This is a genomic window from Prevotella melaninogenica, from assembly GCF_003609775.1.
GTDB lineage: Bacteria > Bacteroidota > Bacteroidia > Bacteroidales > Bacteroidaceae > Prevotella > Prevotella melaninogenica_A.
This window is the reverse complement of the sequence record NZ_AP018049.1, coordinates 1,216,861-1,238,691: the sequence shown is the minus strand read 5'-3', so window position 1 is coordinate 1,238,691 and position 21,831 is coordinate 1,216,861. Positions and strand designations below refer to the sequence as shown.

The window sequence follows — 21,831 nt, the reverse complement described above, 5'->3', positions numbered from 1 at the left end:
TCCAATTAGATGGTCTTGCAAAGCGGGATAAGCTACAAGATAAATAACAAATTAATACGATGTCTATCTGACTTTGTATAATAACTTATTGCCATATTATAGATGTTTGTAAACTTTTTTCATGCACCTCGTAATCAATACATGGTTTTTTGGCTTCTAAAAGATGCCTAATTGACTTCTAAAAGGTGCTCTTTTGGAGGCTAACTAACGCCCTATTAAAGTCTAATTAAGCATCTTTTCTTACACTACTTTGTAACCGTTTGATTTACTGTTGATTACAAATCTGCATTTTACATGTGTATTTGCCATTATTTATTGGAGTTTTATTCAGATTTATGTAATGATTTTTCGATCCCGATCTGTAGATTTTCGAAGTATAAAAATTATTGCTGTCTGATAAAAACAAGATATGTTTAGGCTCTAATGACTGATTTGGGTTTAACGGATGAACCTACTTTTAGGGCATGTTTCATGATTGATAGATACTCTTTCTATCTCTCTCTATCGGGATATTCGTATCTGTTTACGAATTCTTTTCACGGACGTAAATATTTCTTTTCATGAAGAAAAATATTTATGTTCATGATGAGAAATATTTTCTTTCATGAAAATAATTCGATAATGACAGTTTGTTGCGAGAGGAATAATTGAGTTAGAGTAATAAAGAAAGGGGCAATTCTACAACGAATTGCCCCTTTTCTTGATTCTATTTCCCCTCAATTTATCCTTATATTGTTATGAGATTGAATTGATAGGAATGTTCTGTTTATTTGTTTTCAGCGTCGATAGCCTTAATCTTCTGCTTCACCTCATCCATATCATCTTTGAGTTTCTGGATGCGACGGTTCATCTCATCAATAAGGCTGTTGCCCTTCTTTGAGCTGATGTTGAGGAAGCCAAGATTATTCTCGTAAGTGTTTATCTCCTGCTTTAACTGCTCAAAGCGACGGAGCAGACGACCACGCTCGTTGTCGAGTGCATCAATACCGCGGTCAGCAACCTTCTTAAGATTATTGCGGAAGTTGTCAACTCGCTTGCGTGCTGCAGATATATGGAGGTCCTTATAAATCTTGTCCAATACCTCGTGGTACTCCTTGTAGAGTTTATCTTTCTCTTTGTAAGGAACGTGACCTACCTTGTTATATTGTTCAGTCAGCTTCTGTACCTTCTCCTGCAAGTTCTCACCAGCTTGTTCAACAAGTTCTTTCAGCTGGCTGATGATATCACGTTTCTTGTTTAAGTTCTCATGTTCCTCATTGCGAGAATCAGCATGAACAGCGTTACGAGCCTCGAAGAAGCGGTTGCAAGCAGCGAGGAAGTCATTCCACAACTGGTCACCAATCTTCTTAGGAACCATACCGATGGTCTTCCACTCTTTCTGTAAAGCGATGAGTTTATCAGATGTTGCCTTCCAGTCAGTAGACTCACTCAATGCCTGAGCCTTTTCAACAAGAGCCTTTTTCTTTTCTGCATTCTCTGCAAACTGTGACTTGAGCTGCTTGAAGAATTCACCCTTACGACCGAAGAAGTCGTCGCATGCTGCACGGAAACGCTCAAAAATCTTCACGTTCATCTTCTGTGGAGCGAAGCCAATGGTCTTCCATTCCTGCTGAATAGCAATAATCTCCTTTGTGTGCTTCTCCCAATCTGCAGAAGACTTGTTCTCTTGTTTTGCAAGTTCCTCAGCCTTTTCGCAAAGTGCAGTCTTCTTGGTTAGGTTCTCCTCCTCACGTGTGCGGAGTGTTTCGAAGTGCTGCTGGTGACGCTTGTTGATAACAGTGCTGGCTGCTTTGAAGCGTGCCCAAATTTGCTCACGAAGTTCCTTAGCAACAGGGCCTGTCTCGCGATATTCTTGATGAAGTTCCTGTAATTGATGGAATGCGCTGATGATATCTGTTTCTTCAGCCAACTTCTCAGCTGCTTCACAGAGTTTAGTCTTCTTCTCAAGATTCTTCTTAAAATCGTATTCTCGTGCCTCGCGGTTGAGGTTTAACAAGTCATAGAACTGCTCAACATAAAGTTGATAGTTGCGCCAGAGTTCGTTAGCCTTCTCGGCAGGAACCATCTTGATTTCCTTCCATTCATGCTGAAGCTTCTTGAAGTGGTCAAAGTTCTTGTTAGCCTCTTCAGGAGTAGTAGCCATCGCCTTAATTTGTTCGATGATAGCTTCTTTCTTTTTGAGGTTCTGTTGCTTCTCCTCTTCAAGTGCGAGGAAAGCCTTTTGGCGTTTTTCCTTGATGATGGTCATCTCTGCCTTGAAGATTTCTTCGTCCTCATCAGGCAATATCTGATATTTCTCAGGGTCACCACCATTATCGAGGTAAGCCTTTTGCTGTGCCTCACGCTCAACAAAATGCAGTTTGTAGAATACCGTTTTCAGGTGTTCTACTTCGGCTTTTTCAGGTGTTTCGTTACTATCAACGATTGCCTTCAGACGCTCTATAATCTCCTTTTTTGAACTGTATGCCTTAGCTGCGAGGTTTGTTTCCTCGCTCTCAGACTGTGTTTCAACTGGCTGATTGAGGTTTTCTGCTGCATTCTCATTAACACTCTGCGCTTCGGAATTCTCCGTTGTAGCGTTAGTTGCAACTTCTTCAGACAGCTTAACTTCTTCTGTACCCTGATTCAGGGCATTCTCTTGAGAGTCCATCATTTCACTTTTTGTTTGTGATTTGGGTTTTTCCACATTTAAGGTTTCAGACCATTGCATAGATGCCGGTAGTCTTCTACCACTAATATATCAACTGCAAACTTAGATAAAAAGTTTGAAAGTACCTAATTTTAGGTTGATTTTTTTTATTTTCTCTCTTCTAAAGCAGACGTTTACGGCGTAGCAACCACCATGATGCAGCAGAAACGACGACTGATAAGAACATTGCAACAGGGAATCCCCATGGGTTTGTTTCCAAGCCATTGACAAGGTTCATACCGAAGAGGGAGGATATAAGCGTTGGCAACATCATGATAATTGACACCGAAGTGAGCGTACGCATCACGGTGTTCATGTTGTTGTTAATAATGCTTGAATAGGTATCCATCGTAGATTCAAGAATGTCGGAGTAGATGCTCGTCGTTTCCCGAGCCTGTGACATCTCAATGTTTACGTCTTCAATGAGGTCGGCATCCAACTCGTCAATCTGCAACTTGAACTTCAACTTTGCCAGAAGGTTCTCGTTGCCACGGATAGATGTGATGAAATAGGTAAGCGAGTCCTGCAGACGACTCAGTCCAATTAGACTCTCGTTGTCCACACCTTTATCTAAGTTACGCTTTGCCTTTTCAATCAAAGTACTGATTTGCTTCAGTCGTTTTAGATACCACACAGCAGAAGAAAGGAAGAGACGGAAAATCAGGTCTACATAGTCAGTAAAGCCCTCATTTCTCTTTTGTTGATAGCTGACGAAATCGAGCATCATATTTGTCTCAAAGTTGCAAACCGTGATGGTTACATCTTTCTTGTGAATGATACCTAAAGGTACTGTTGTATATGGGGTTCGTGAGCGAATTTCCTTCACGTATGGGATACGGAGGATAATCAGCATCCAACCATCATCATATTCATAACGTGCTCGCTCATCGGTATCGCTGATATCCGATAAGAAGTAGTCTGGAATATGAAAAGTGTCTTCGAGTTCTTGCTGATCTTGCTCTGTTGGGCAAGTTACCTGAATCCAGCAGTTAGGCTGCCATTCTTTAATGGTATTCAGGGTTCCGTTAATGTTCCAATATGTCTTCATTAGCTAATCTCCATAGTTAAATAATAGTGTGGGGATTAGCAACTTCCTGTTGTAATCCTCACGCCTACAGATTGAAATTTTCCGCGTGATAATCGTCCATTTAAAAATTACGTATTGGTTTTATGACTGCAAAATTAACTAAAAAAATCGGTTGTGGCAAACAAAAGATTAAGTTTTTCATTGTTTGTGAAGGGCTGAGTAGGAGTAATCGGATAAAAAGTGTAGAAATGTTGTAGGGGTATTTAGTGGGTTAACCAGTTGTTAAAAAATATCTATGGATATGATGGTTTTCTGTTCTATATAGTATGATAAATCTCCCTACCTTCTTGTTTTATATTCTTGTTTCTCGCAGTCCTGTAAAATCTTATGTATAAGTTAGTCTTTACTTGTTGTATTATTCCATTATTTATGGTGGTAACGATTAATCTATTTTACCCTTATCAACTGATGTGTTGGTGCTCAGCACGTATGGTGTTGATGGTTCGCACCATTGGTGCTGAGTACTAAATACTATGCAGAATGTTGTTAGAATAAGAGTAATGTCATACTTTTGATTTACATAACTGACCTGCTAATGCTTTTATTTCAGCCCTTGCAAGTTTCCCATTGCCTGTCTGTGGAAGGGAAGGGACGTGGAAGATGAAACGAGGTTGCCAAAACTTTGGGAGGTATTGCTGGCAGAGTGTTTTAATAGAATCGGTATTGTCTTGTGTAGTGAGTAAGACCACGGCTTCTCCAAAACGCTCGTCAGAGCAACTTGTTATAGCAAAGTCGGCTGTAAGAGAGGATTTCAGCAGATGTTCTACTTCTTCAATCTGAATCTTAATGCCGCCCGAATCAATCACATTATCTTTCCGCCCGAGTATGCAGAAACAAGGAGTATTAAGTCCTCCTTTCGTGTCCGTAGTGCGAATTTCAGCTCTGTCGTTGGTTACTAAAGGGTGAGTGCAAACGGCAGGGGCATCAATAACAAGGCAATCTTCTTCATTGAGCCATACTTTTACACCATCAAAGGGTTTATACCATTCGCTGGCATCAGGTCCATTCAGACGTCGGAGCGCAATATGTGAGAGTGTTTCCGTCATTCCGTAGGTACTCCATACAGCGTTAGGGAAATCGTGTAAAGCAGCTGAAAGTTTATTATCGACAGCACCACCGCCTATAATAAGATGACGGATTTGGCGTAATCGCTTACGCTCCTCAGGCACTTGCAGAGAATTATAGACCTGCAGTGGTACCATTGCAGCAAAGGTTATCTCCTCGTTGGAAATACCTGCTTCAGATAAAGACTTGTCAGAGAGAGGATGCCCAGAAGGTGTTACGGTCAATAGGTGTAGGTTACGCTCAATACTTCTTACCACTACCATCTTTCCTGCAATGTAGTCGAGTGGCATACAGAGTAGAGCGGTATCGTTAGCCTTTAAGCCAAGAAAATCGCAAGTGATGCGGGCTGAATTGAGCATACGCCGCTTCTCCACCCATAGCGGTTTTGGCTTACCAGTTGAGCCACTGGTATGCACAAGGAGTTGTGGATTGTCATTATGCCATTCTGATAGGAAATCTTGTAGTGTCATTATTGTTTGATTTTATGCTATTGGGCTAATCAGGCTAATTGGGCTAATTAGTCTAATAATAATTTTCTTAATCGCTTATCCAAAGCTGATCATCTCTGATTTCTAATGGCATTGGGATGTTGTCGGTGAAGAGTTGTCCCGTACCTAAGCCTTGTGGTGTGGTGATATTTGGACCATAGATGTCGGCAGTAAGTTGGGCGATAGCATTTAGTCCAATATTACTTTCAAGTGCTGAGGTTATCCATGAACCGATGTTACGTTCCTTTGCCATTGTAATCCATTCTCTTGTACCTATCATACCGCCATGCAGACTTGGCTTGAGAATGATGTATTGAGGGCGAATCGTATCGAGTAATAACGCCTTTTCTGTAGGGTCATTGACACCTATAAGTTCCTCGTCAAGGGCTATCGGTAGGGGAGTGTCAGCACATAAGCGTGCCATCTCCTGCCATTGATGCTGTCGGATAGGCTGTTCTATGGAATGGATATCGTATTGTGCCAATGCTTCTAATCGTTGCATAGCATCTTCTGGAGCAAATGCCCCGTTTGCATCAACGCGTAGTTCTACTTGTTCACGTGTGAATGCTTGACGGATATGGCGTATAAGTTCGAGTTCTTTCTCAAAGTCAATTGCCCCAATCTTTAGCTTTACACAACGGAAACCAGTCTTGAGTTTCGCTTCTAATCGCTGATACATCTCCTCGAAAGTCCCCATCCATACGAGTCCGTTGATGGTGATTCCATCCTCACCTCGTCCAAAAGGTGTATTAAAGAGATTGATACTACCCTTGGCATCCAGCTGTGCCTTAGCCGTTTCCAGGCCAAATAGCATGGACGGATAAGGACGCATAGCAGCGATGTCAATAACTCCCGTGTGGCAAAAGTCATCACAAAAGGCCTGCAATTTTCGCTCATATTCCTCGTCAGGTATGGCATCGCAGGAGAGATCGGGGAGTGTTGCGCATTCCCCAATACCCACTACGTCAGGTTGATTGCTGTCAGTCAGCGTGACGTAATAGCTCTTTCTCGTTGTATAGACACCACGTGAAGTGCCTGCAGGGAGGAGGAAGTGAAGGATGCGTGAGGAGATGTTTATGTTGTACATTGTATGCTCTTTATTGTTTGTTTCTATATTCTATTCTTGCTCTTGTCATTTGCTCACGTATTCCACCATGTTTAATGAAATCATCTTTGATATGGTCTAAATATTTTCTAAGTATTACATCTTCTTGATAAATCAATGTAATAGCAATGTTAGCTATTGTTTCATCTGTGCGTACTTGAATCGCATTGCGATAAAAAGCAGACTCGTTATGCTTGGCACATACGCGTCGGGCAATGATAGCATTCTTATCATTTACATTCCACTTTATAAGATTTCGGACACGAAGATAATCTTCGTAATCAATTAAAAGTTCTTGAAGACTGGCACGTGCAACATTCACTAACTTTATTTCTGTTTCTGCAGAGGTTGTCGAGGCAGCACATCCTTCTGCAATATTTTGCTTCCCTGAACGGGCTGCTTGTATCATTTGGTCTATCGTCCTGTCGTTTCTATCTAAAAAATGGTGGGCAAAGTAATAGGTAATATCATAAATGCATTCTGCTTTCTGATAAGCTATCAGGTTGCGATAGTTGCCCTTTTGTGGCAAAAAAGGTGTTCCCATGATTATTTCTTAGTTGTTGGTAATAAAGGTTCTGTTAGGTTTATTGGCCTAATAAGGCTAATTAGCCCAATTGTTGATAAGTTCTATAGTCTTTGTTTACTAAATGGTTTCATTGGGCTTATTAGCCTAATTAGGCCAATAAGTCCAATAGCTAATTATGGGAACTGTGGATACTTGTCAAAGTCTGGCTTACGCTTTTCAAGGAAAGCTTTGCCACCTTCCTGTGCTTCGTCAAGTGTGTAATAGAGCATTGTGGCGTCACCTGCAAGTTCCTGAATACCTGCCTGACCATCAAGTTCGGCGTTAAAGCCAGCTTTCATCATACGGAGTGCTAATGGAGAACGCTCTATCATTGTTTCTGCCCATTCTATACACTCGTCTTCGAGACGGTCGAAAGGAACCACCTTATTGACTAATCCCATTCGTTCTGCTTCTTCAGCAGAGTACTGACGACACAAGAACCATATCTCACGAGCCTTCTTCTGACCAACGACACGTGCCAAATAAGATGCGCCAAAGCCAGCATCGAAGGAGCCAACCTTTGGTCCTGTCTGTCCAAAGATAGCGTTCTCTGATGCAATAGAGAGGTCGCACACCACGTGAAGAACGTGCCCACCACCAATCGCATAACCGTTTACCATAGCGATGACTGGCTTAGGAAGACGACGAATCTGCATCTGCAAGTCAAGTACGTTGAGGCGTGGAACACCATCAGTACCTATGTATCCGCCATGTCCCTTTACATTCATATCACCACCAGAGCAGAATGCTTTGTCGCCAGCACCAGTCAGAATGACCACGCGGATGTCAAGGGCTTCACGACAGTAGTTGAATGCCTGTGACATTTCCCACACTGTTTTCGGGGTGAAAGCATTACGATAGCGAGGACGGTTAATGGTTACTTTTGCTATGTGGTTGTACTCTTCAAAGAGGATTTCCTCAAAGTTGAAGCCTTCAATAGGCTTCCATTCTCTTTTCTCCATAAGGTCTTTTTGTTTTTGATTGATTATAGGGAGCCTGCCAAGTCATTCCTAAAACGCGGATAGACTGTGGCAAGTTCTTCTATTTTATGATGTATATATTAGCAAATAATTGCGGCTATGATGGCTATTAAAAGGCTTGATAATAATCCTTCAAAGCCTGCGTATCTTCCTCTGCGTTGGTGAATACTTCTAAAAGTACTGGTCCTTCCTCTGAGTTAAAGAGCTTGTCAAGGTTTTTATAAAGCTCTTCTTCGTTGCGAGCAGAGAGGTAGACGATGTCGTGTGTCTGACAGATTCCTTCTGCAGAGGTTGTATGTTGGGCTGCAATAGCACTATCCCGATAAGGTGAACGGTCCAAACCTGGCAGCTGGTGGAAGATACCTCCACCGCCATTGTTAAGTAAGAGGATAGAAAGATTAGGCGGAAGAGATTCGTTCCATAGTGCGTTCTGATCATAGAAGAAACTCAAGTCACCAATTACACAGTACACGTCCTCTTCTTCCTGATGAGCAATGGCATAGCCAACAGCCGTTGATAACGAGCCTTCAATACCATTCACGCCTCGATTGACATAGATATATTGATCAGAGAAGATGTTGCCCAAACGCACAGCCGAGCTATTTCCATAGAACAATTCACCATCGACAGCCTCCTCTCTCATCTTCTCATGGAAAGTCTTAACAGCCAACATTTGTGAGAAGCGTGGTTTGAAGGTCTTACGGATGTCTAAGGCTTTATCGAATGCCTTGTCCCATAGCGTTACAAAGTCATGCTTTTTAACGCCTTCTGTCTCATTGGCAAAGATTCTGATAACATCCTCTGGTAAACCTTGAATCATATCAGTGGTGTGCATAAAGGTGTCACAAAACTCATCAATTCCATTCACAACGATAGACATATTGTACTTACATTCACGCAAGAATTGGCGGAGTCGTTTGCTGACGATCGTTCCTCCTATATATATAAGGTGGTCAGGACGATAAGCTTCATCCTCACCAATCATCTTCAATACTTCGTCAATGGGTTGTGCTGGTCCAATATCGTCATCAGCCAACTTCTCTTGAAGAACGACAGCAACCTTCTTTAATGCCTCTATTGCTTCAAGCGAATTGCCCACAACTTCAGGTGTCATCTGTCCAAGAACAAACATTAGCTTCTTTCCACGGAAGAAGTCTGCAGCCATTTCATAGACGCAGATACTATCAGTTGTGGCATGAAGCATGAAGATATCACGTTCATCTGGAAGCTTTGGTACGTCGTATTCAAAGAGCGGTTCACTGATTGGCACGTTGATATGCACAGGACTGCCATCATTCAAGCGTACAGCATTCAACGCTTCATTAACCAAACGGTTGCAATACCAGCGTTCCTCTTCGTTATGAGGCTCTGGTAGTGTCACACTCTTGCGAACATTTGGTTCCAATGCACGATGTTGTTGAAGCGTTTGCCCATCTTGTTGGTCAATCCATTGTGCTGGTCTATCAGCTGAAATGATAATCAGTGGACGTTTCTGATAGAATGCTTCAGCTACAGCAGGTGCCAAGTTGAGCAAGGCTGAACCCGATGTAACGCAAACAGCAACTGGCTCATTGTCTGCTAAAGTCATTCCTAACGCTACGAATCCTGCCGACCGTTCGTCGGTAACGGGATAGCACTCAATATCGGGACAAGCACAGAGATTGTGCACAATAGGCGAGTTACGAGAACCCGGACATACAACGGCTTTCTTGACACGTTCCTTTACGAGTAAGGCTGTGAGGATGTTAACGTTTTCTTTGTTGCTGTACATTGTGGGTGTTGGGTGGTGAATATTGGGTGATGATGGATAGGGATATTGGGCTAATAGGCTTAATATGGCTCATAAGCCCAATCTTCCTAAAAAACTAATTGTGATTTAACAACTGACGCATAGTGTCAAGTTTGGCTTCTGTTTCCTGCCATTCATTCTCTTCAATACTCTCCTTTAAGAGTCCGCCACCAGCATAAAGACGACATGTAGAACGAAAAAGTTGCATACAGCGGAGGGTGACATAAAGTTTTGCCGCACCCTTCTCACCAAGCAATCCACTGAAACCACTGTAATAACTACGGTTTAGCTGTTCATTATGAAGGATAAACTGCTGTGCCTCATCCTTTGGCATACCGCACACCGCAGGGGTAGGATGGAAGGCTGTAAGGAAAGTTCCGAGTCGCTCTGTGTCTTTAAGTCGGAAAGTGAAGTCTGTCCGAAGATGCGCCAAATGTGCTGCACGAGCAGTATAAGGTTTACTTTCAGTAATCTCAGCAGCAAATGGTTGTAAGCAAGTACGGATATAATCAGCAACGAGTTGTTGCTCTTCTTGATTCTTAGTAGACCACTTCATATCCTCACCTTCATACTTCATCGTACCTGCTAATGCCATTGTCTGATACCCTTCGGCATCGCCGCGAAGTAGAACTTCAGGACTTGCAATAAGCCACATACCAGTCTCTGCAGTATAGAATAGTGCGATATAGGAACGAGGATACTTCTCGCAAGCTTTGAGGAAAATACTTCGAGGACTTGCGCTTTCGTCTTTTGTTTCGACTATCGAGCGTGCCAGAACTAACTTTCGAAATTTATTGTGTTCTAATTCTTTATGAAAACGGCAGAAGTCGTTGTGATAGTTCTCGCGAAGAGAAGGCGTTTCGTTAGTAAGTACCGCCTCGTCCTGCCAGTCGGGAATAGCATCAAAGCCCTTGCTACCGTCTAAAGGTAGAACCATTGAAGAACCCTTCTGGCCATCTAATAAGTAAAGTGTGTTGCTATCATCGCAATAGAAAGGAGCAATGACGAATCCCTTACGCCCATTAAGTTCGGCAAGCGAGGGAATAGCCGTTGGCTTCTCTGGTTGTGAATAGCAATGACAAACCTTCTCGAAAGGCTCACGATAGATAAAGAAAGAATCCATTTACTTCTCTTGTGGGGCTATGACGTAGTTGGTAACTTGCACGCTTGAGATGAGTTCGTCTTCACCATTCTTGATATCAATATTCCATACGTGTAGCGTATGCCCTTTGTGAATCAGTTTTCCGTAAGCCGTGACAGTTCCACCGTATGGCATAGCCTTGACGTGATTGCCATGTACATTGATGCCCATTGCCATCTTTCCGGGGCATAATGCCATCGAACCGATACCAGCAAGATTCTCTGCAAGAGCCAAAGAAGCACCTCCTGCGAGGAAGCCAAAAGGCTGTTTGTTACGGTCGTCGACCGCCATTCTTGCCTTCAATGTGTCGTCCTCGGGTGTAGAGATAAATTCCATACCGAGTGTACGGCTTAGTCCGTCTTCCTGATGAATACTTTTTATGATGTTTTCTACGTTCATAACCTAATCAACTTAATGTTATGCAAAGATAATAAAAGTTGGATAGATAACAAAATCATAGTAGGTTTAATAGGTATATAAGTATAGACAAAGGTCATGTTTGGGTGCTTTTGAACTTAGTTATAGACACCTTTAAACTAACCTATGGACTTGTTAAAGATGATGTTTTCGCTTCTTGCGAGTGTATTAACGCTCCGCACGTGTGGTGCTAATGCTCCGCACATGTGGTGTTGTTGGTTAGCACCAATGGTGTTAACGGCTAAATAGCTTGCAATAAACAGTCAAGAAAGGAGTAAGTGTTGGTATGCAATACCGATTATAGATATCATAAGCGACTCTATGATTTAGGTTTAAGAATATTCCAATGCCATAAAAAAGGAAAAAGCAGCCATAGTTTGCGAATTATTTAGTAAATTTGCAAACTATAAGAATATATTCGATTTAATTATAAATATGAACGTTTTAGAATTATCTGAGCAGGAAATTGGTCGCCGCCAAAGCCTGCAGGAATTGCGTGAGATGGGTATTGATCCCTATCCAGCAGCAGAGTTTCCAACGAATGCTTACTCTACTGATATTAAAGAGCAGTTCAAAGAGGACGAACAGCGTGAGGTTGTAATCGCTGGTCGTATGATGGGACGCCGTGTTATGGGCAAGGCTTCCTTCGCAGAGTTACAGGATAGCAAGGGTAGAATTCAGGTTTATATCACTCGTGACGACATCTGTCCGGGTGAGGATAAAGAATTTTATAATAAGGTTTTCAAGAAGTTGCTTGATATTGGTGACTTCATTGGAGTAAAGGGTGAAGTGTTCAAGACACAGATGGGAGAAATCTCTGTTCATGCTAAAGAGATTACCGTTTTGTCTAAGAGCTTGAAGCCACTGCCTGTTGTTAAGTATAAGGACGGCGAGGTATACGATAAGTTTGAAGACCCAGAGCAGCGTTATCGTCAGCGTTATGTTGACCTCGTTGTAAACGAAGGTGTGAAAGATACTTTCTTGAAGCGTGCAACCGTACTGCGCACTATGCGCCAGTTCTTCGATGAGGCTGGTTATACTGAGGTTGAAACTCCAACCTTGCAGAGTATTGCTGGTGGTGCAAGTGCACGTCCATTTATCACCCATTTTAATGCCCTCAACGTCGATATGTACATGCGTATCGCAACAGAGCTTTATTTGAAGCGTCTGATTGTTGGTGGTTTCGAGGGTGTTTATGAAATCGGTAAGAACTTCCGTAACGAAGGTATGGACCGTTTCCATAATCCAGAGTTTACTTGTATGGAACTTTATGTACAATACAAGGACTACAACTGGATGATGTCTTTCACAGAGAAACTTCTTGAGAAGATTTGTATAGAGGTAAATGGTAAGCCAGAGGTACAGGTTGGTGACAAGGTTATCAGCTTTAAGGCTCCATTCCGTCGTCTGCCTATCCTCGATGCAATCAAGGAGAAGACAGGCTTCGATCTCAATGGTAAGACAGAGGAGGAAATCCGCCATATCGCTGTTAACGAGTTGAAGTTAGAAGAGATTGACGAAAGCTTCGGTAAGGGTAAGCTCATTGATGAAATCTTCGGTGAGTTCTGTGAGGGTACATATATCCAACCAACCTTCATCACTGACTATCCAGTTGAGATGTCACCACTGACCAAGATGCACCGTTCTAAGCCAGGACTGACAGAGCGTTTTGAGTTGATGGTAAATGGTAAGGAGTTGGCTAATGCTTATTCTGAGCTGAATGACCCAATTGATCAGGAAGAACGTTTCGTTGAACAGATGCGTTTGGCAGACAAGGGCGACGATGAGGCGATGATTATCGATCAGGACTTCCTCCGCTCTTTGCAGTATGGTATGCCTCCAACCTCTGGTATCGGTATTGGTATTGACCGTTTGGTAATGCTGATGACTGGTAAGGAATACATCCAGGAAGTATTGCTCTTCCCACAGATGAAGCCAGAACCAAAGATCCCACAGTCTTCCGTTAAGGAATGGGCTGAGCTTGGCGTTGCTGAAAACTGGGTATATGTTTTGCGTAAGGCAGGCTTCAACCTCATTTCTGATATCAGAGACGAGAAGGCTCAGGGCTTGCAGCAGAAGCTCGGAGATATCAACAAGAAGTACAAACTCGGTTATGAGAAGCCTTCTGTTGACGATATTCAGCAGTGGATTGACGGAGCTAAAGAAAAGTAATAAAGTAAAAGAGGAAAAGTAAAAGGGTAGAAAGTAGGTTGAATAGTTAAAAGAGAAAGACTATTGTCGCAAAAGTATTAGATCATAATACGAAGCTAATATCTTTAACTCTTTCGCCTTTTTACCTTTTTACTCTTATTCTTAACGCTTATGTTCGATGTTGGTAAAATAGCAATCATTGGAAGCGGTAGCTGGGCAACGGCTATCGCTAAGATTGTTGTGGAGCATACGCATCATATCGGTTGGTACTTCCGACGCGATGATAAGATAGAGGAGTTTAAGCGCAGAGGACACAATCCATCTTACCTCACAAGTGTAAAGTTTAACATGAATGAGGTGATGCTCTCTTCGGATATCAATAAGATTGTGCAGGAGTATGACACTCTGGTGTTTGTAACTCCTTCTCCTTATCTGAAAGCTTTACTGAAGAAACTGAAGACAAAGCTCAATACTAAGCTAATCCTAACGGCTATCAAGGGTATTGTTCCTGATGAGAACCTTGTTTGTTCAGAGTATTTTCATGAGGCATACGGCGTTCCATACGATAATCTTGCTGTTATTGGTGGACCGTCTCATGCGGAAGAAGTGGCAATGGAACGACTCACCTATCTTACTGTTGGCTGTTCAGACCTTGAGAAAGCACGTGCATTTACGGAGGTGTTAACATCAAACTATGTCAAGACTAAGACCTCTCCTGATGTTCTCGGTATTGAGTATGCTTCTGTCTTGAAGAACGTTTATGCTATTTCTGCTGGTATTTGTTCTGGCTTGAAGTATGGTGATAACTTTCAAGCAGTATTGATGTCGAATGCAATGCAGGAGATGGAACGATTCCTCAATACAATTAATCCGATTCAACGGTCCATCATTGACAGTGTATATCTTGGTGACCAGTTGGTGACGGGATATAGTAAATTCTCTCGTAACCATACCTTTGGAACGATGATTGGAAAGGGATACAGCGTGAAATCGGCACAGATTGAGATGGAAATGATAGCTGAAGGATATTTTGGTACAAAGTGTATGAAAGAGATTAATCGTCGTCTACACGTAAATATGCCAATCCTCGATGCTGTCTATAACATCCTCTATGAGCGTATCAGCCCACAAATAGAAATTAAATTATTAACAGATTCATTCAGATAAACACAAATGGAAAGTATTAAGTTAGACATCACGAAAGCCGCCCAGTTCTTGAATCCGGGCGCAGTAGAGGCTTATGCTCCTCACGTTGCTGCAGCTCAAGACGCTTTGGAGAAAGCTACTTGTCCTGGTAATGACTTCCTTGGTTGGTTGCATTTGCCATCAAGTATTACTCCTGAGTTCCTTGGCGAGATTCAGGCGGTTGCCAATACACTCCGTGAGAAGTGTGAGGTGGTTGTCGTTGCTGGCATCGGTGGTTCTTACCTCGGTGCTCGCGCTGTCATCGAAGCATTGGGTAACAGCTTTGCTTGGCTTGTAAATGATAAGAAGAACCCAACGATTCTCTTTGCAGGTAACAATATTGGTGAGGATTACCTCGCTGAGTTGACAGACTACCTAAAGGATAAGAAGTTTGGTGTTATCAATATATCTAAGTCTGGTACAACAACAGAGACTGCACTTGCATTCCGTCTTTTGAAGAAGCAGTGTGAGGATCAGTTGGGTAAGGAGGCTGCAAAGGATGTTATCGTTGCTATCACTGACGAGCATAAGGGTGCTGCACGTGCTGCTGCAACGAAGGAAGGTTACAAGACATTTATCATTCCTGACAATGTTGGTGGTCGTTTCTCTGTGCTTACTCCAGTAGGTTTGTTGCCAATCGCAGTCGCAGGTTTCGATGTTCAGAAGCTTGTTGAGGGTGCACAGGTAATGGAGAAAGAGACATCTGCTGACGTTCCTTTCGCAAACAACATTGCTGCACGCTATGCTGCTGTTCGTCAGGGTCTCTACTCACAGGCAGGTAAGAAGATTGAGATTGTTGCTAACTTCCAGCCAAAGCTTCACTTCTTTGCTGAGTGGTGGAAGCAGCTCTACGGTGAGAGCGAAGGTAAGGATCGCAAGGGTATTTTCCCTGCAGCTTGTGACTTCACAACCGACCTTCACTCAATGGGTCAGTGGATTCAGGAAGGTGAGCGTTCAATCTTCGAGACAGTTATCTCTGTTGAGGAGCCAAATGCTAAGGTACTCTTCCCACATGATGAGGAGAATCTTGATGGCTTGAACTTCCTCGCTGGAAAGCGTGTTGATGAGGTTAACAAGATGGCAGAGCTCGGTACACGTTTGGCTCACGTTGATGGTGGTGTCCCTAACATCCGTGTCAGCGTTCCTACATTGAACGAGTACTACCTCGGTCAGCTCATCTACTTCTTCGAGAAGGCTTGTGGTATCAGTGGTCTTATTCAGGAAGTGAATCCTTTCAATCAGCCAGGTGTTGAGGCTTACAAAAAGAATATGTTTGCGCTTCTTAATAAGCCAGGTTACGAGGCTGAGAGTAAAGCGATTCAGGAAAGACTGACTAAAGAATAAGTACCCCACCCAACCTCCCCAAAGGAAGGGAGGGAAGCCCCACCCAACCTCCCCGAAAGGGGAGGAGTACTTAGCTGAATTTAGTTAAAGGTAGTGTGGGTAGCTTTCAAGGGGAGTACTAATTTATAATATTCTTAATATGTCCTCAAGTTCTTCACATAGTTGAGGGACTTGAGGATAATAATATATAATAAGGTGAAGAAAACAGCTATGTCGTCTCAATCTCAGCAAAATATTTCCTCTCTTGTAGGGACTTCTTTGAGCGTTCCTAAAGTCGTTCTCTTTGATATGGACGGTATTCTTTATGATTCAATGCCCAATCACGGTGTTGCGTGGCAGCGTGCTATGAAGGAGTTTGGTATTCACTTCACGCTCGAAGATTCATACGCAACAGAAGGTGCGCGTGGTGTAGATACTATCCGTAAGTATGCTAAGGCGCAACTCGGTAAGGAACTGAGTGAGGAGGAGGCTCAACGGATGTATGATGTGAAGGCTGCTTATTTCCACGAGATGCCTGAGGCAAAGATTTTCGATGGAGTGATAGACCTTATGCAAAAGATTAAGGAGAGCGGATTAAAGATTGGTATTGTGACAGGAAGTGCACAGCTCCCATTGATAGAGCGTGTCACCCGTGATTTTGGCGACTTTGTTTCTGCTGACCAGATAACGACAGCTTACGATGTGAAGCGTGGTAAGCCGAACCCTGATCCTTATCTGATGGGATTGCAAAAGGCTGGTAATTATTCACCAACAGAAGGTATTGTCGTTGAGAATGCACCTCTCGGTGTTCATGCTGGGGCGGCAGCAGGCTGTTATACGGTGGCTATCAATAGCGGTCCGTTGGCTGATTCAGTACTCTTGAATGAAGGGGCAGACATTCTTTTTCCAACTATTCGTGAGTTCGCTGATAACTGGGAACGTATCTTGGATAGTCTTTCAAAACGCTGAGTAGGCCCTTTTACTTTAAGTATCGTAGGTCGTTTGCAAGGCTAAAAGTGTTTATATAAATGGTACTCAGCCTTCGCACCATTGGTGTTAAGCCTTCGCACAGTGTGTGCTGGGCCTCCGCACGCAGATAAGAAAAGGAACAAAAGGTTTGTTATGGCCTATCCTTAATGTGGTGTAAAGGAGTATATTGACAAGAAGTACTTTCAATATGGAGCCGGCTTTTTATAACAGCTCTCGAAAAATGGTTTTGTGGTGTAATACTTTGGTCACACTTTTATTCTATATCTTTGCTTTACTATAACAAATCAGTATCTTTAAAATAAAGTTTCCTGTCACTTCTTTCATCGGAGATAGATTTCTAACTGGTTGAATTATAGTGAGTTTGTGCGAAGTGTTAAAAGTGACAGCAAAATGAATTTAAAACTACTTTCGTATTTTAGTTGTAGATTTACAATAGGGAAAAGTTAAAAACAAGGTAGAGTGTGAGCCTTTGATTGTCTTTACCTTTCAAATAAAAATTCCTCTTGTCTTAGTAAACTTTAGTGTTCCCTATATTTGGAAACGCCAAACAATATTATAAAAAGAATTTGAATTAAGAAAATATCGTGAAGCTAAAAAGCCTCACGATATTTATTTTCTTCCTTATCTTCGAGCATTGAAAGGTAACTATTGTATCGGCTCTCAGCGATATAATGTTCTTCGATAGCCTTTCTTACTGCGCAGCCTGGCTCATGCGTGTGGGTACAATTAGAGAATTTGCAGTGCTCGGAGAACTTAAATATCTCACGGAAATAGCTTGTCAACTCTTCACGTTCTATATCAAAGGTACCGAAACCTTTGATTCCTGGTGTGTCAATAAGATATCCCCCCATTGGTAACTCCAGCATCTCGCTGAATGTAGTAGTGTGCATACCCGTGTTATGTACATCAGAAATCTCAGCCGTACGGAGGTTGACATGGGGTAGGAGAGCATTGATAATCGTTGATTTTCCTACGCCACTGTTACCACTTAAAAGAGTTACTTTTCCTGACAGCAACGGCTTCATTTTCTCTACGCTAAACTCATTGTCAGGCTCTGCACTTGCTTGTATCTCTATACACTGATAACCGATGGTTTCATAGAGGTTCATTACAGCATGCTGGTAACGCAATTCATCCTCATCGAGCAAGTCGTGTTTATTAAAGACGAGTGTTACTGGAATGCGGTAAGCTTCGGCACTGGCAAGGAAGCGATCGATGAATGTAGTAGATGTCTCTGGGTAGTTAGTTGTGACAATCAAGAACGCTTGGTCGATGTTAGCAGCAATGATATGGCTCTGCTTGGAGAGGTTAGGTGACTTTCGGATAATATAATTCCTACGGTCTTCTATCTCAGTGATGAAAGCCGTTCCCTCCTGATTAGGTGTGATGACAACGTGGTCACCAACAGCCACAGGATTAGTAGAGCGAATTCCTTTCAAACGGAAATTGCCCTTAATCTTGCTATCTATTGTCTTGCCTTCCTCGGTCTTTACCGTGTACCAGCTACCAGTGTTCTTTATTACTAAGCCGCGCATAAAAATAAAAAAGAGTGGCCCCTCCCCCTTACCCCTCCCCCAAAGGGAGGGGAGTAGTCACCGCCATTAATCTGAATAGAATTGTGATAGTCGGTACATATTACTCCCCTCCCTTTGGGGGAGGGGTAAGGGGGAGGGGCAACTATGTTTTTTAAACGGTCATAATCTCCTTCTGCTTATCCTCTAACAGTGTTTCAACCTGCTTAATGAACTTGTCATGAATCTTCTGCAAGCTCTCTTCAGCATCCTTCTCGTTATCTTCAGAAAGACCGTCCTTGATAGCTTTCTTCAGTTTCTCCTTGATGTCAGAACGAACATTGCGAATTTCAACCTTTGTGCGCTCGCCAATCTTGTTACACTGCTTTACCAAGTCGCGACGACGCTCCTCTGTTGGCTGAGGCAAGTTCAGACGAATCAGCTCACCATTGTTCTCTGGTGTGATACCAACATCTGAGTCCATGATAGCTTTTTCAATATCGCGGATAGCTTTTTTGTCCCATGGCTTGATAGCGATGGTACGTGCGTCAGGCACCATGACTGAGGCAACCTGATTCAAAGGAACCTTTGAACCATAAGATTCTACTCGTACACCATCGAGGATGGCTACGTTTGCACGGCCAGCACGGATGCGCTGCAACTCATCATTGAGATACATTGTTGCCATTTCCATGCGCTCACTGGCATCATTTAATGTCTGCTTAACGTCTAACATATATTCGTAATATTAAATTTCTACTTTACAAAAATAGGTATTAATTCGGATATGCACAAGATTTTACTTTACTTTTTTGTCAAAACAAGGTTTTACTCCTTATGCACTATCCGTATAGGTGGACGGTTTTCTGTTATTCCTGTTTAAAACAAGGTTTTCTATCCTTTCTATTGAAAGAGGTCTTGTGTTTCTGCCATTAGTAGTTCGATGATACGTTCCAAACCTTCTTTGTCGTCTTCGTTGAAGTTGTTGAGCTGGGTGCTATCAATGTCGAGTACACCACGGAAAGTATGTGAGGTATCATACATTGGAACTACAATCTCACTGCGTGAAAGACTACTACAAGCAATGTGTCCAGGGAATTTCTCTACATCAGGAACAATGAGGGTGCGTCCTTCTTCCCATGCCTTTCCACAGACACCCTTACCGAATGGGATGACGTAACAGGCTACTGACCCCTGAAAAGGACCTAATCTCAACATATTTCCATTCTCTTGGAGATAAAAGCCCACCCAAAAGAAACGTTCAGGGAAGGCTTCGTGTAAGGCTGCTGACACGTTTGCTAAGATGCCTACAAGGTTTGTTTCGTTCTTGATAAGCCCTGCAATCTGTGGTATTAGTTGCTCATACTGCTCTTTTCTTGTCATGTACATTATTGTTGATAATTAGCTAATTGTTCTTCAACCATATTTGTTAGTTCAACAAACTGCGGTATTGATAATTGCTCTGGACGTTTGGTCATGATGTCCTGCTCATAGAAACCATCAGCAGGTTTACCCATGTTAAATATTTGTCGAAGGCTCACACGTAACATCTTTCGACGCTGGTTGAATACGGTCTTTACCACACGTTTGAAGAGTTTTTCATCACAACCGATATCCGTCACTTCGTTGCGAGTCATACGGATAACGGCACTCTTAACCTTTGGAGGTGGGTTGAAGACGTTTTCGTCAACTGTGAAAAGATATTCAACATCGTACCAAGCCTGTATCAATACCGATAAGATACCGTATGTCTTTGAGCCTGGAGCAGCAGCCATACGCTGTGCAACCTCACGTTGTATCATACCTGTGCAGCAAGGAATAAGGTCCTTGTAATCAAGCATCTTAAAGAAGATTTGCGACGAGATGTCATAAGGGTAGTTTCCTGTCAGTACAAATTGCTTGCCATCAAAGATTTCATTTAAATCCATGAGGAGGAAGTCTTGTCCAAGAATATTCTCACGTAACTTTGGGAACTTCTCGTAGAGAAAGGCAACACTTTCCGAGTCTATCTCTACCGCTTTCACTTCACGTGGCTTCTCAACAAGATATTGAGTAAGGACACCCATACCCGGTCCAATCTCTAACACTGGGATATCTGGACAGGCATCAACGGTGTCAGCAATCTGACGAGCTATGCTTAAGTCAGTGAGGAAGTGCTGACCCAAATTCTTCTTTGGCTTGACTAATTTCATAATTTTTCTTTATTTGCCTACAAAGATACTCATTTTATTTTGCATTAAAAAACATTTTAATTATCTTTGCTCCATTATATGAGGACGAAGAAACTGTTCAACAATACTGTAAAGATTGCATTGCCGTTACTACTTGGAAGTGCAATCCTATATTGGATGTATAGGGGATTCGACTTCTCCAGTATCAAACATGTACTTCTACATGAAATGAACTGGACTTGGATGATTCTCTCTCTCCCTTTCGGCATACTGGCGCAGGCTTTTCGTGGGTGGAGATGGAAGCAGAGTCTTGAGCCCATCGGTGAGCATCCACGCGCATCGGTTTGTGTTAACTCTATCTTCCTTTCTTATGCTGTTAGCCTGCTTATACCCCGAATTGGTGAGTTTGCTCGTTGTGGAGTGTTGAATAGGTATGATAAGGTTGCCTTTCCAAAAGCTATTGGTACAGTAGTAACCGAGCGCGCAGTAGACACGCTTATCGTATTACTTATCAGTGCCACAGCCTTTTTGATGCAGATAAGAGTTTTCACGAACTTCTTTTCAAGGACGGGTACACGTATTGATGATATCTTCGGAATGTTCTCACCAACGGGTTGGCTGGTAACGGCTATCTGTGGTGTTGCATCTATTATCCTCTTCTATTATGTATTTCGTCATCTTGCTTTCTACAAGAAAGTGAAGGAGATGTTAGGTGGTATATGGCAGGGAATAAGCTCTTTGCGTAAAGTTAAGAATATTCCTTTGTTTATCTTCTACAGTCTGGCAATATGGGGAAGTTACTTCCTTCATTATTACTTGACATTCTATTGCTTTGATGCAACAGCAAACCTTGGTCTTTCTTGTGCGCTTGTTAGCTTTGTCGTTGGCTCGGTAGCTGTTATTGTACCAACGCCTAACGGAGCAGGACCATGGCACTTTGCAGTCAAGACAATGCTGATACTTTATGGAGTGGCAGACAATCAGGCTCTCTATTTCGTACTGATTGTACATACCATTCAGACCTTGCTGGTGATTCTTTTAGGTGTTTACGCATGGATATCACTGAGTTTCACTAAGACACCAGTGTCTTTGGGTGGTCCAACTGAGCTCACTCGCCCTGCAAAGTCAAGGTAGAGGAAGAAAGTTTTGAGCTAATCAATAAACAATGATATTA

19 protein-coding genes are annotated in these 21,831 nt (G+C 42.5%); 6 read left to right on the top strand and 13 right to left on the bottom strand.

Annotated elements, in window-relative coordinates:
* Nucleotides 1–766 precede the first annotated feature (766 nt).
* Both PMEL_RS05100 and PMEL_RS05095 read right to left on the bottom strand, forming a co-directional pair.
* Complete coding sequence (locus PMEL_RS05100; protein WP_120174262.1) at nt 767–2,653, bottom strand: DUF349 domain-containing protein; 1,887 nt, start codon at nt 2,651–2,653, stop codon at nt 767–769.
* A gap of 157 nt (nt 2,654–2,810) precedes the next feature.
* On the bottom strand, nt 2,811–3,737 hold the full coding sequence (locus PMEL_RS05095; RefSeq protein ID WP_120174261.1) for a magnesium transporter CorA family protein: 927 nt from the start codon (nt 3,735–3,737) through the stop codon (nt 2,811–2,813).
* Between the two features lie 366 nt (nt 3,738–4,103).
* On the opposite strand from PMEL_RS05095, the gene PMEL_RS12215 reads away from it, so the two are divergent.
* On the top strand, nt 4,104–4,244 hold the full coding sequence (locus PMEL_RS12215) for a hypothetical protein (protein WP_172586750.1): 141 nt from the start codon (nt 4,104–4,106) through the stop codon (nt 4,242–4,244).
* Between the two features lie 35 nt (nt 4,245–4,279).
* Here PMEL_RS12215 and PMEL_RS05090 read toward each other — a convergent pair whose 3' ends face one another.
* The 7 genes from PMEL_RS05090 to PMEL_RS05060 all read right to left on the bottom strand — a co-directional run bounded on the left by PMEL_RS05090 (nt 4,280) and on the right by PMEL_RS05060 (nt 11,308).
* The gene (locus PMEL_RS05090) at nt 4,280–5,311 is read right to left on the bottom strand and encodes an AMP-binding protein (RefSeq protein WP_120174260.1); all 1,032 of its coding nucleotides are present in this window, start codon (nt 5,309–5,311) and stop codon (nt 4,280–4,282) included.
* Between the two features lie 67 nt (nt 5,312–5,378).
* Nucleotides 5,379–6,416: an o-succinylbenzoate synthase gene (locus PMEL_RS05085; protein WP_120174259.1), complete on the bottom strand. Its 1,038-nt coding sequence runs from the start codon at nt 6,414–6,416 to the stop codon at nt 5,379–5,381.
* 10 nt (nt 6,417–6,426) lie between these two features.
* Complete coding sequence (locus tag PMEL_RS05080) at nt 6,427–6,978, bottom strand: four helix bundle suffix domain-containing protein (RefSeq protein ID WP_120174258.1); 552 nt, start codon at nt 6,976–6,978, stop codon at nt 6,427–6,429.
* Nucleotides 6,979–7,133: 155 nt separating this feature from the next.
* A complete protein-coding gene (gene menB, locus PMEL_RS05075; RefSeq protein ID WP_120174257.1) occupies nt 7,134–7,961 on the bottom strand; it encodes a 1,4-dihydroxy-2-naphthoyl-CoA synthase in 828 nt (275 codons plus the stop codon).
* 127 nt (nt 7,962–8,088) lie between these two features.
* Nucleotides 8,089–9,750, bottom strand: a complete 1,662-nt coding sequence (gene menD / locus PMEL_RS05070; RefSeq protein ID WP_120174256.1) for a 2-succinyl-5-enolpyruvyl-6-hydroxy-3-cyclohexene-1-carboxylic-acid synthase — start codon at nt 9,748–9,750, stop codon at nt 8,089–8,091.
* A gap of 94 nt (nt 9,751–9,844) precedes the next feature.
* Nucleotides 9,845–10,891 (bottom strand): isochorismate synthase, encoded by a 1,047-nt coding sequence (locus PMEL_RS05065; RefSeq protein WP_120174255.1) that lies wholly within the window; start codon nt 10,889–10,891, stop codon nt 9,845–9,847.
* Nucleotides 10,892–11,308 carry a PaaI family thioesterase gene (locus tag PMEL_RS05060; protein ID WP_120174254.1) on the bottom strand — a complete coding sequence of 139 codons (417 nt, stop codon included), beginning with the start codon at nt 11,306–11,308 and terminating at the stop codon, nt 10,892–10,894.
* Nucleotides 11,309–11,761: 453 nt separating this feature from the next.
* Here PMEL_RS05060 and lysS point away from each other — a divergent pair, with 453 nt between their 5' ends.
* From lysS to PMEL_RS05040, 4 genes are all read left to right on the top strand, one after another.
* Entirely contained in the window at nt 11,762–13,498 is a 1,737-nt protein-coding gene (gene lysS / locus PMEL_RS05055) for a lysine--tRNA ligase (RefSeq protein WP_120174253.1), read from the top strand.
* A 150-nt stretch (nt 13,499–13,648) separates the two neighbouring features.
* Entirely contained in the window at nt 13,649–14,644 is a 996-nt protein-coding gene (locus PMEL_RS05050) for an NAD(P)H-dependent glycerol-3-phosphate dehydrogenase (RefSeq protein WP_120174252.1), read from the top strand.
* 6 nt (nt 14,645–14,650) lie between these two features.
* Nucleotides 14,651–16,006 carry a glucose-6-phosphate isomerase gene (locus PMEL_RS05045; RefSeq protein ID WP_120174251.1) on the top strand — a complete coding sequence of 452 codons (1,356 nt, stop codon included), beginning with the start codon at nt 14,651–14,653 and terminating at the stop codon, nt 16,004–16,006.
* Between the two features lie 210 nt (nt 16,007–16,216).
* Nucleotides 16,217–16,954, top strand: a complete 738-nt coding sequence (locus PMEL_RS05040) for an HAD family hydrolase (protein ID WP_172586768.1) — start codon at nt 16,217–16,219, stop codon at nt 16,952–16,954.
* A gap of 611 nt (nt 16,955–17,565) precedes the next feature.
* Here the strand turns inward: PMEL_RS05040 and rsgA are convergent.
* From rsgA to rsmA, 4 genes are all read right to left on the bottom strand, one after another.
* On the bottom strand, nt 17,566–18,510 hold the full coding sequence (rsgA, locus tag PMEL_RS05035) for a ribosome small subunit-dependent GTPase A (protein WP_120174249.1): 945 nt from the start codon (nt 18,508–18,510) through the stop codon (nt 17,566–17,568).
* A gap of 151 nt (nt 18,511–18,661) precedes the next feature.
* Entirely contained in the window at nt 18,662–19,222 is a 561-nt protein-coding gene (frr, locus tag PMEL_RS05030) for a ribosome recycling factor (protein ID WP_120174248.1), read from the bottom strand.
* A 167-nt stretch (nt 19,223–19,389) separates the two neighbouring features.
* The gene (locus PMEL_RS05025) at nt 19,390–19,869 is read right to left on the bottom strand and encodes a GAF domain-containing protein (protein WP_120174642.1); all 480 of its coding nucleotides are present in this window, start codon (nt 19,867–19,869) and stop codon (nt 19,390–19,392) included.
* 5 nt (nt 19,870–19,874) lie between these two features.
* Nucleotides 19,875–20,678 (bottom strand): 16S rRNA (adenine(1518)-N(6)/adenine(1519)-N(6))-dimethyltransferase RsmA, encoded by an 804-nt coding sequence (gene rsmA / locus PMEL_RS05020; RefSeq protein ID WP_120174247.1) that lies wholly within the window; start codon nt 20,676–20,678, stop codon nt 19,875–19,877.
* Between the two features lie 78 nt (nt 20,679–20,756).
* Here rsmA and PMEL_RS05015 point away from each other — a divergent pair, with 78 nt between their 5' ends.
* A complete protein-coding gene (locus PMEL_RS05015) occupies nt 20,757–21,791 on the top strand; it encodes a lysylphosphatidylglycerol synthase transmembrane domain-containing protein (RefSeq protein WP_120174246.1) in 1,035 nt (344 codons plus the stop codon).
* The last annotated feature ends 40 nt before the right edge of the window (nt 21,792–21,831 follow it).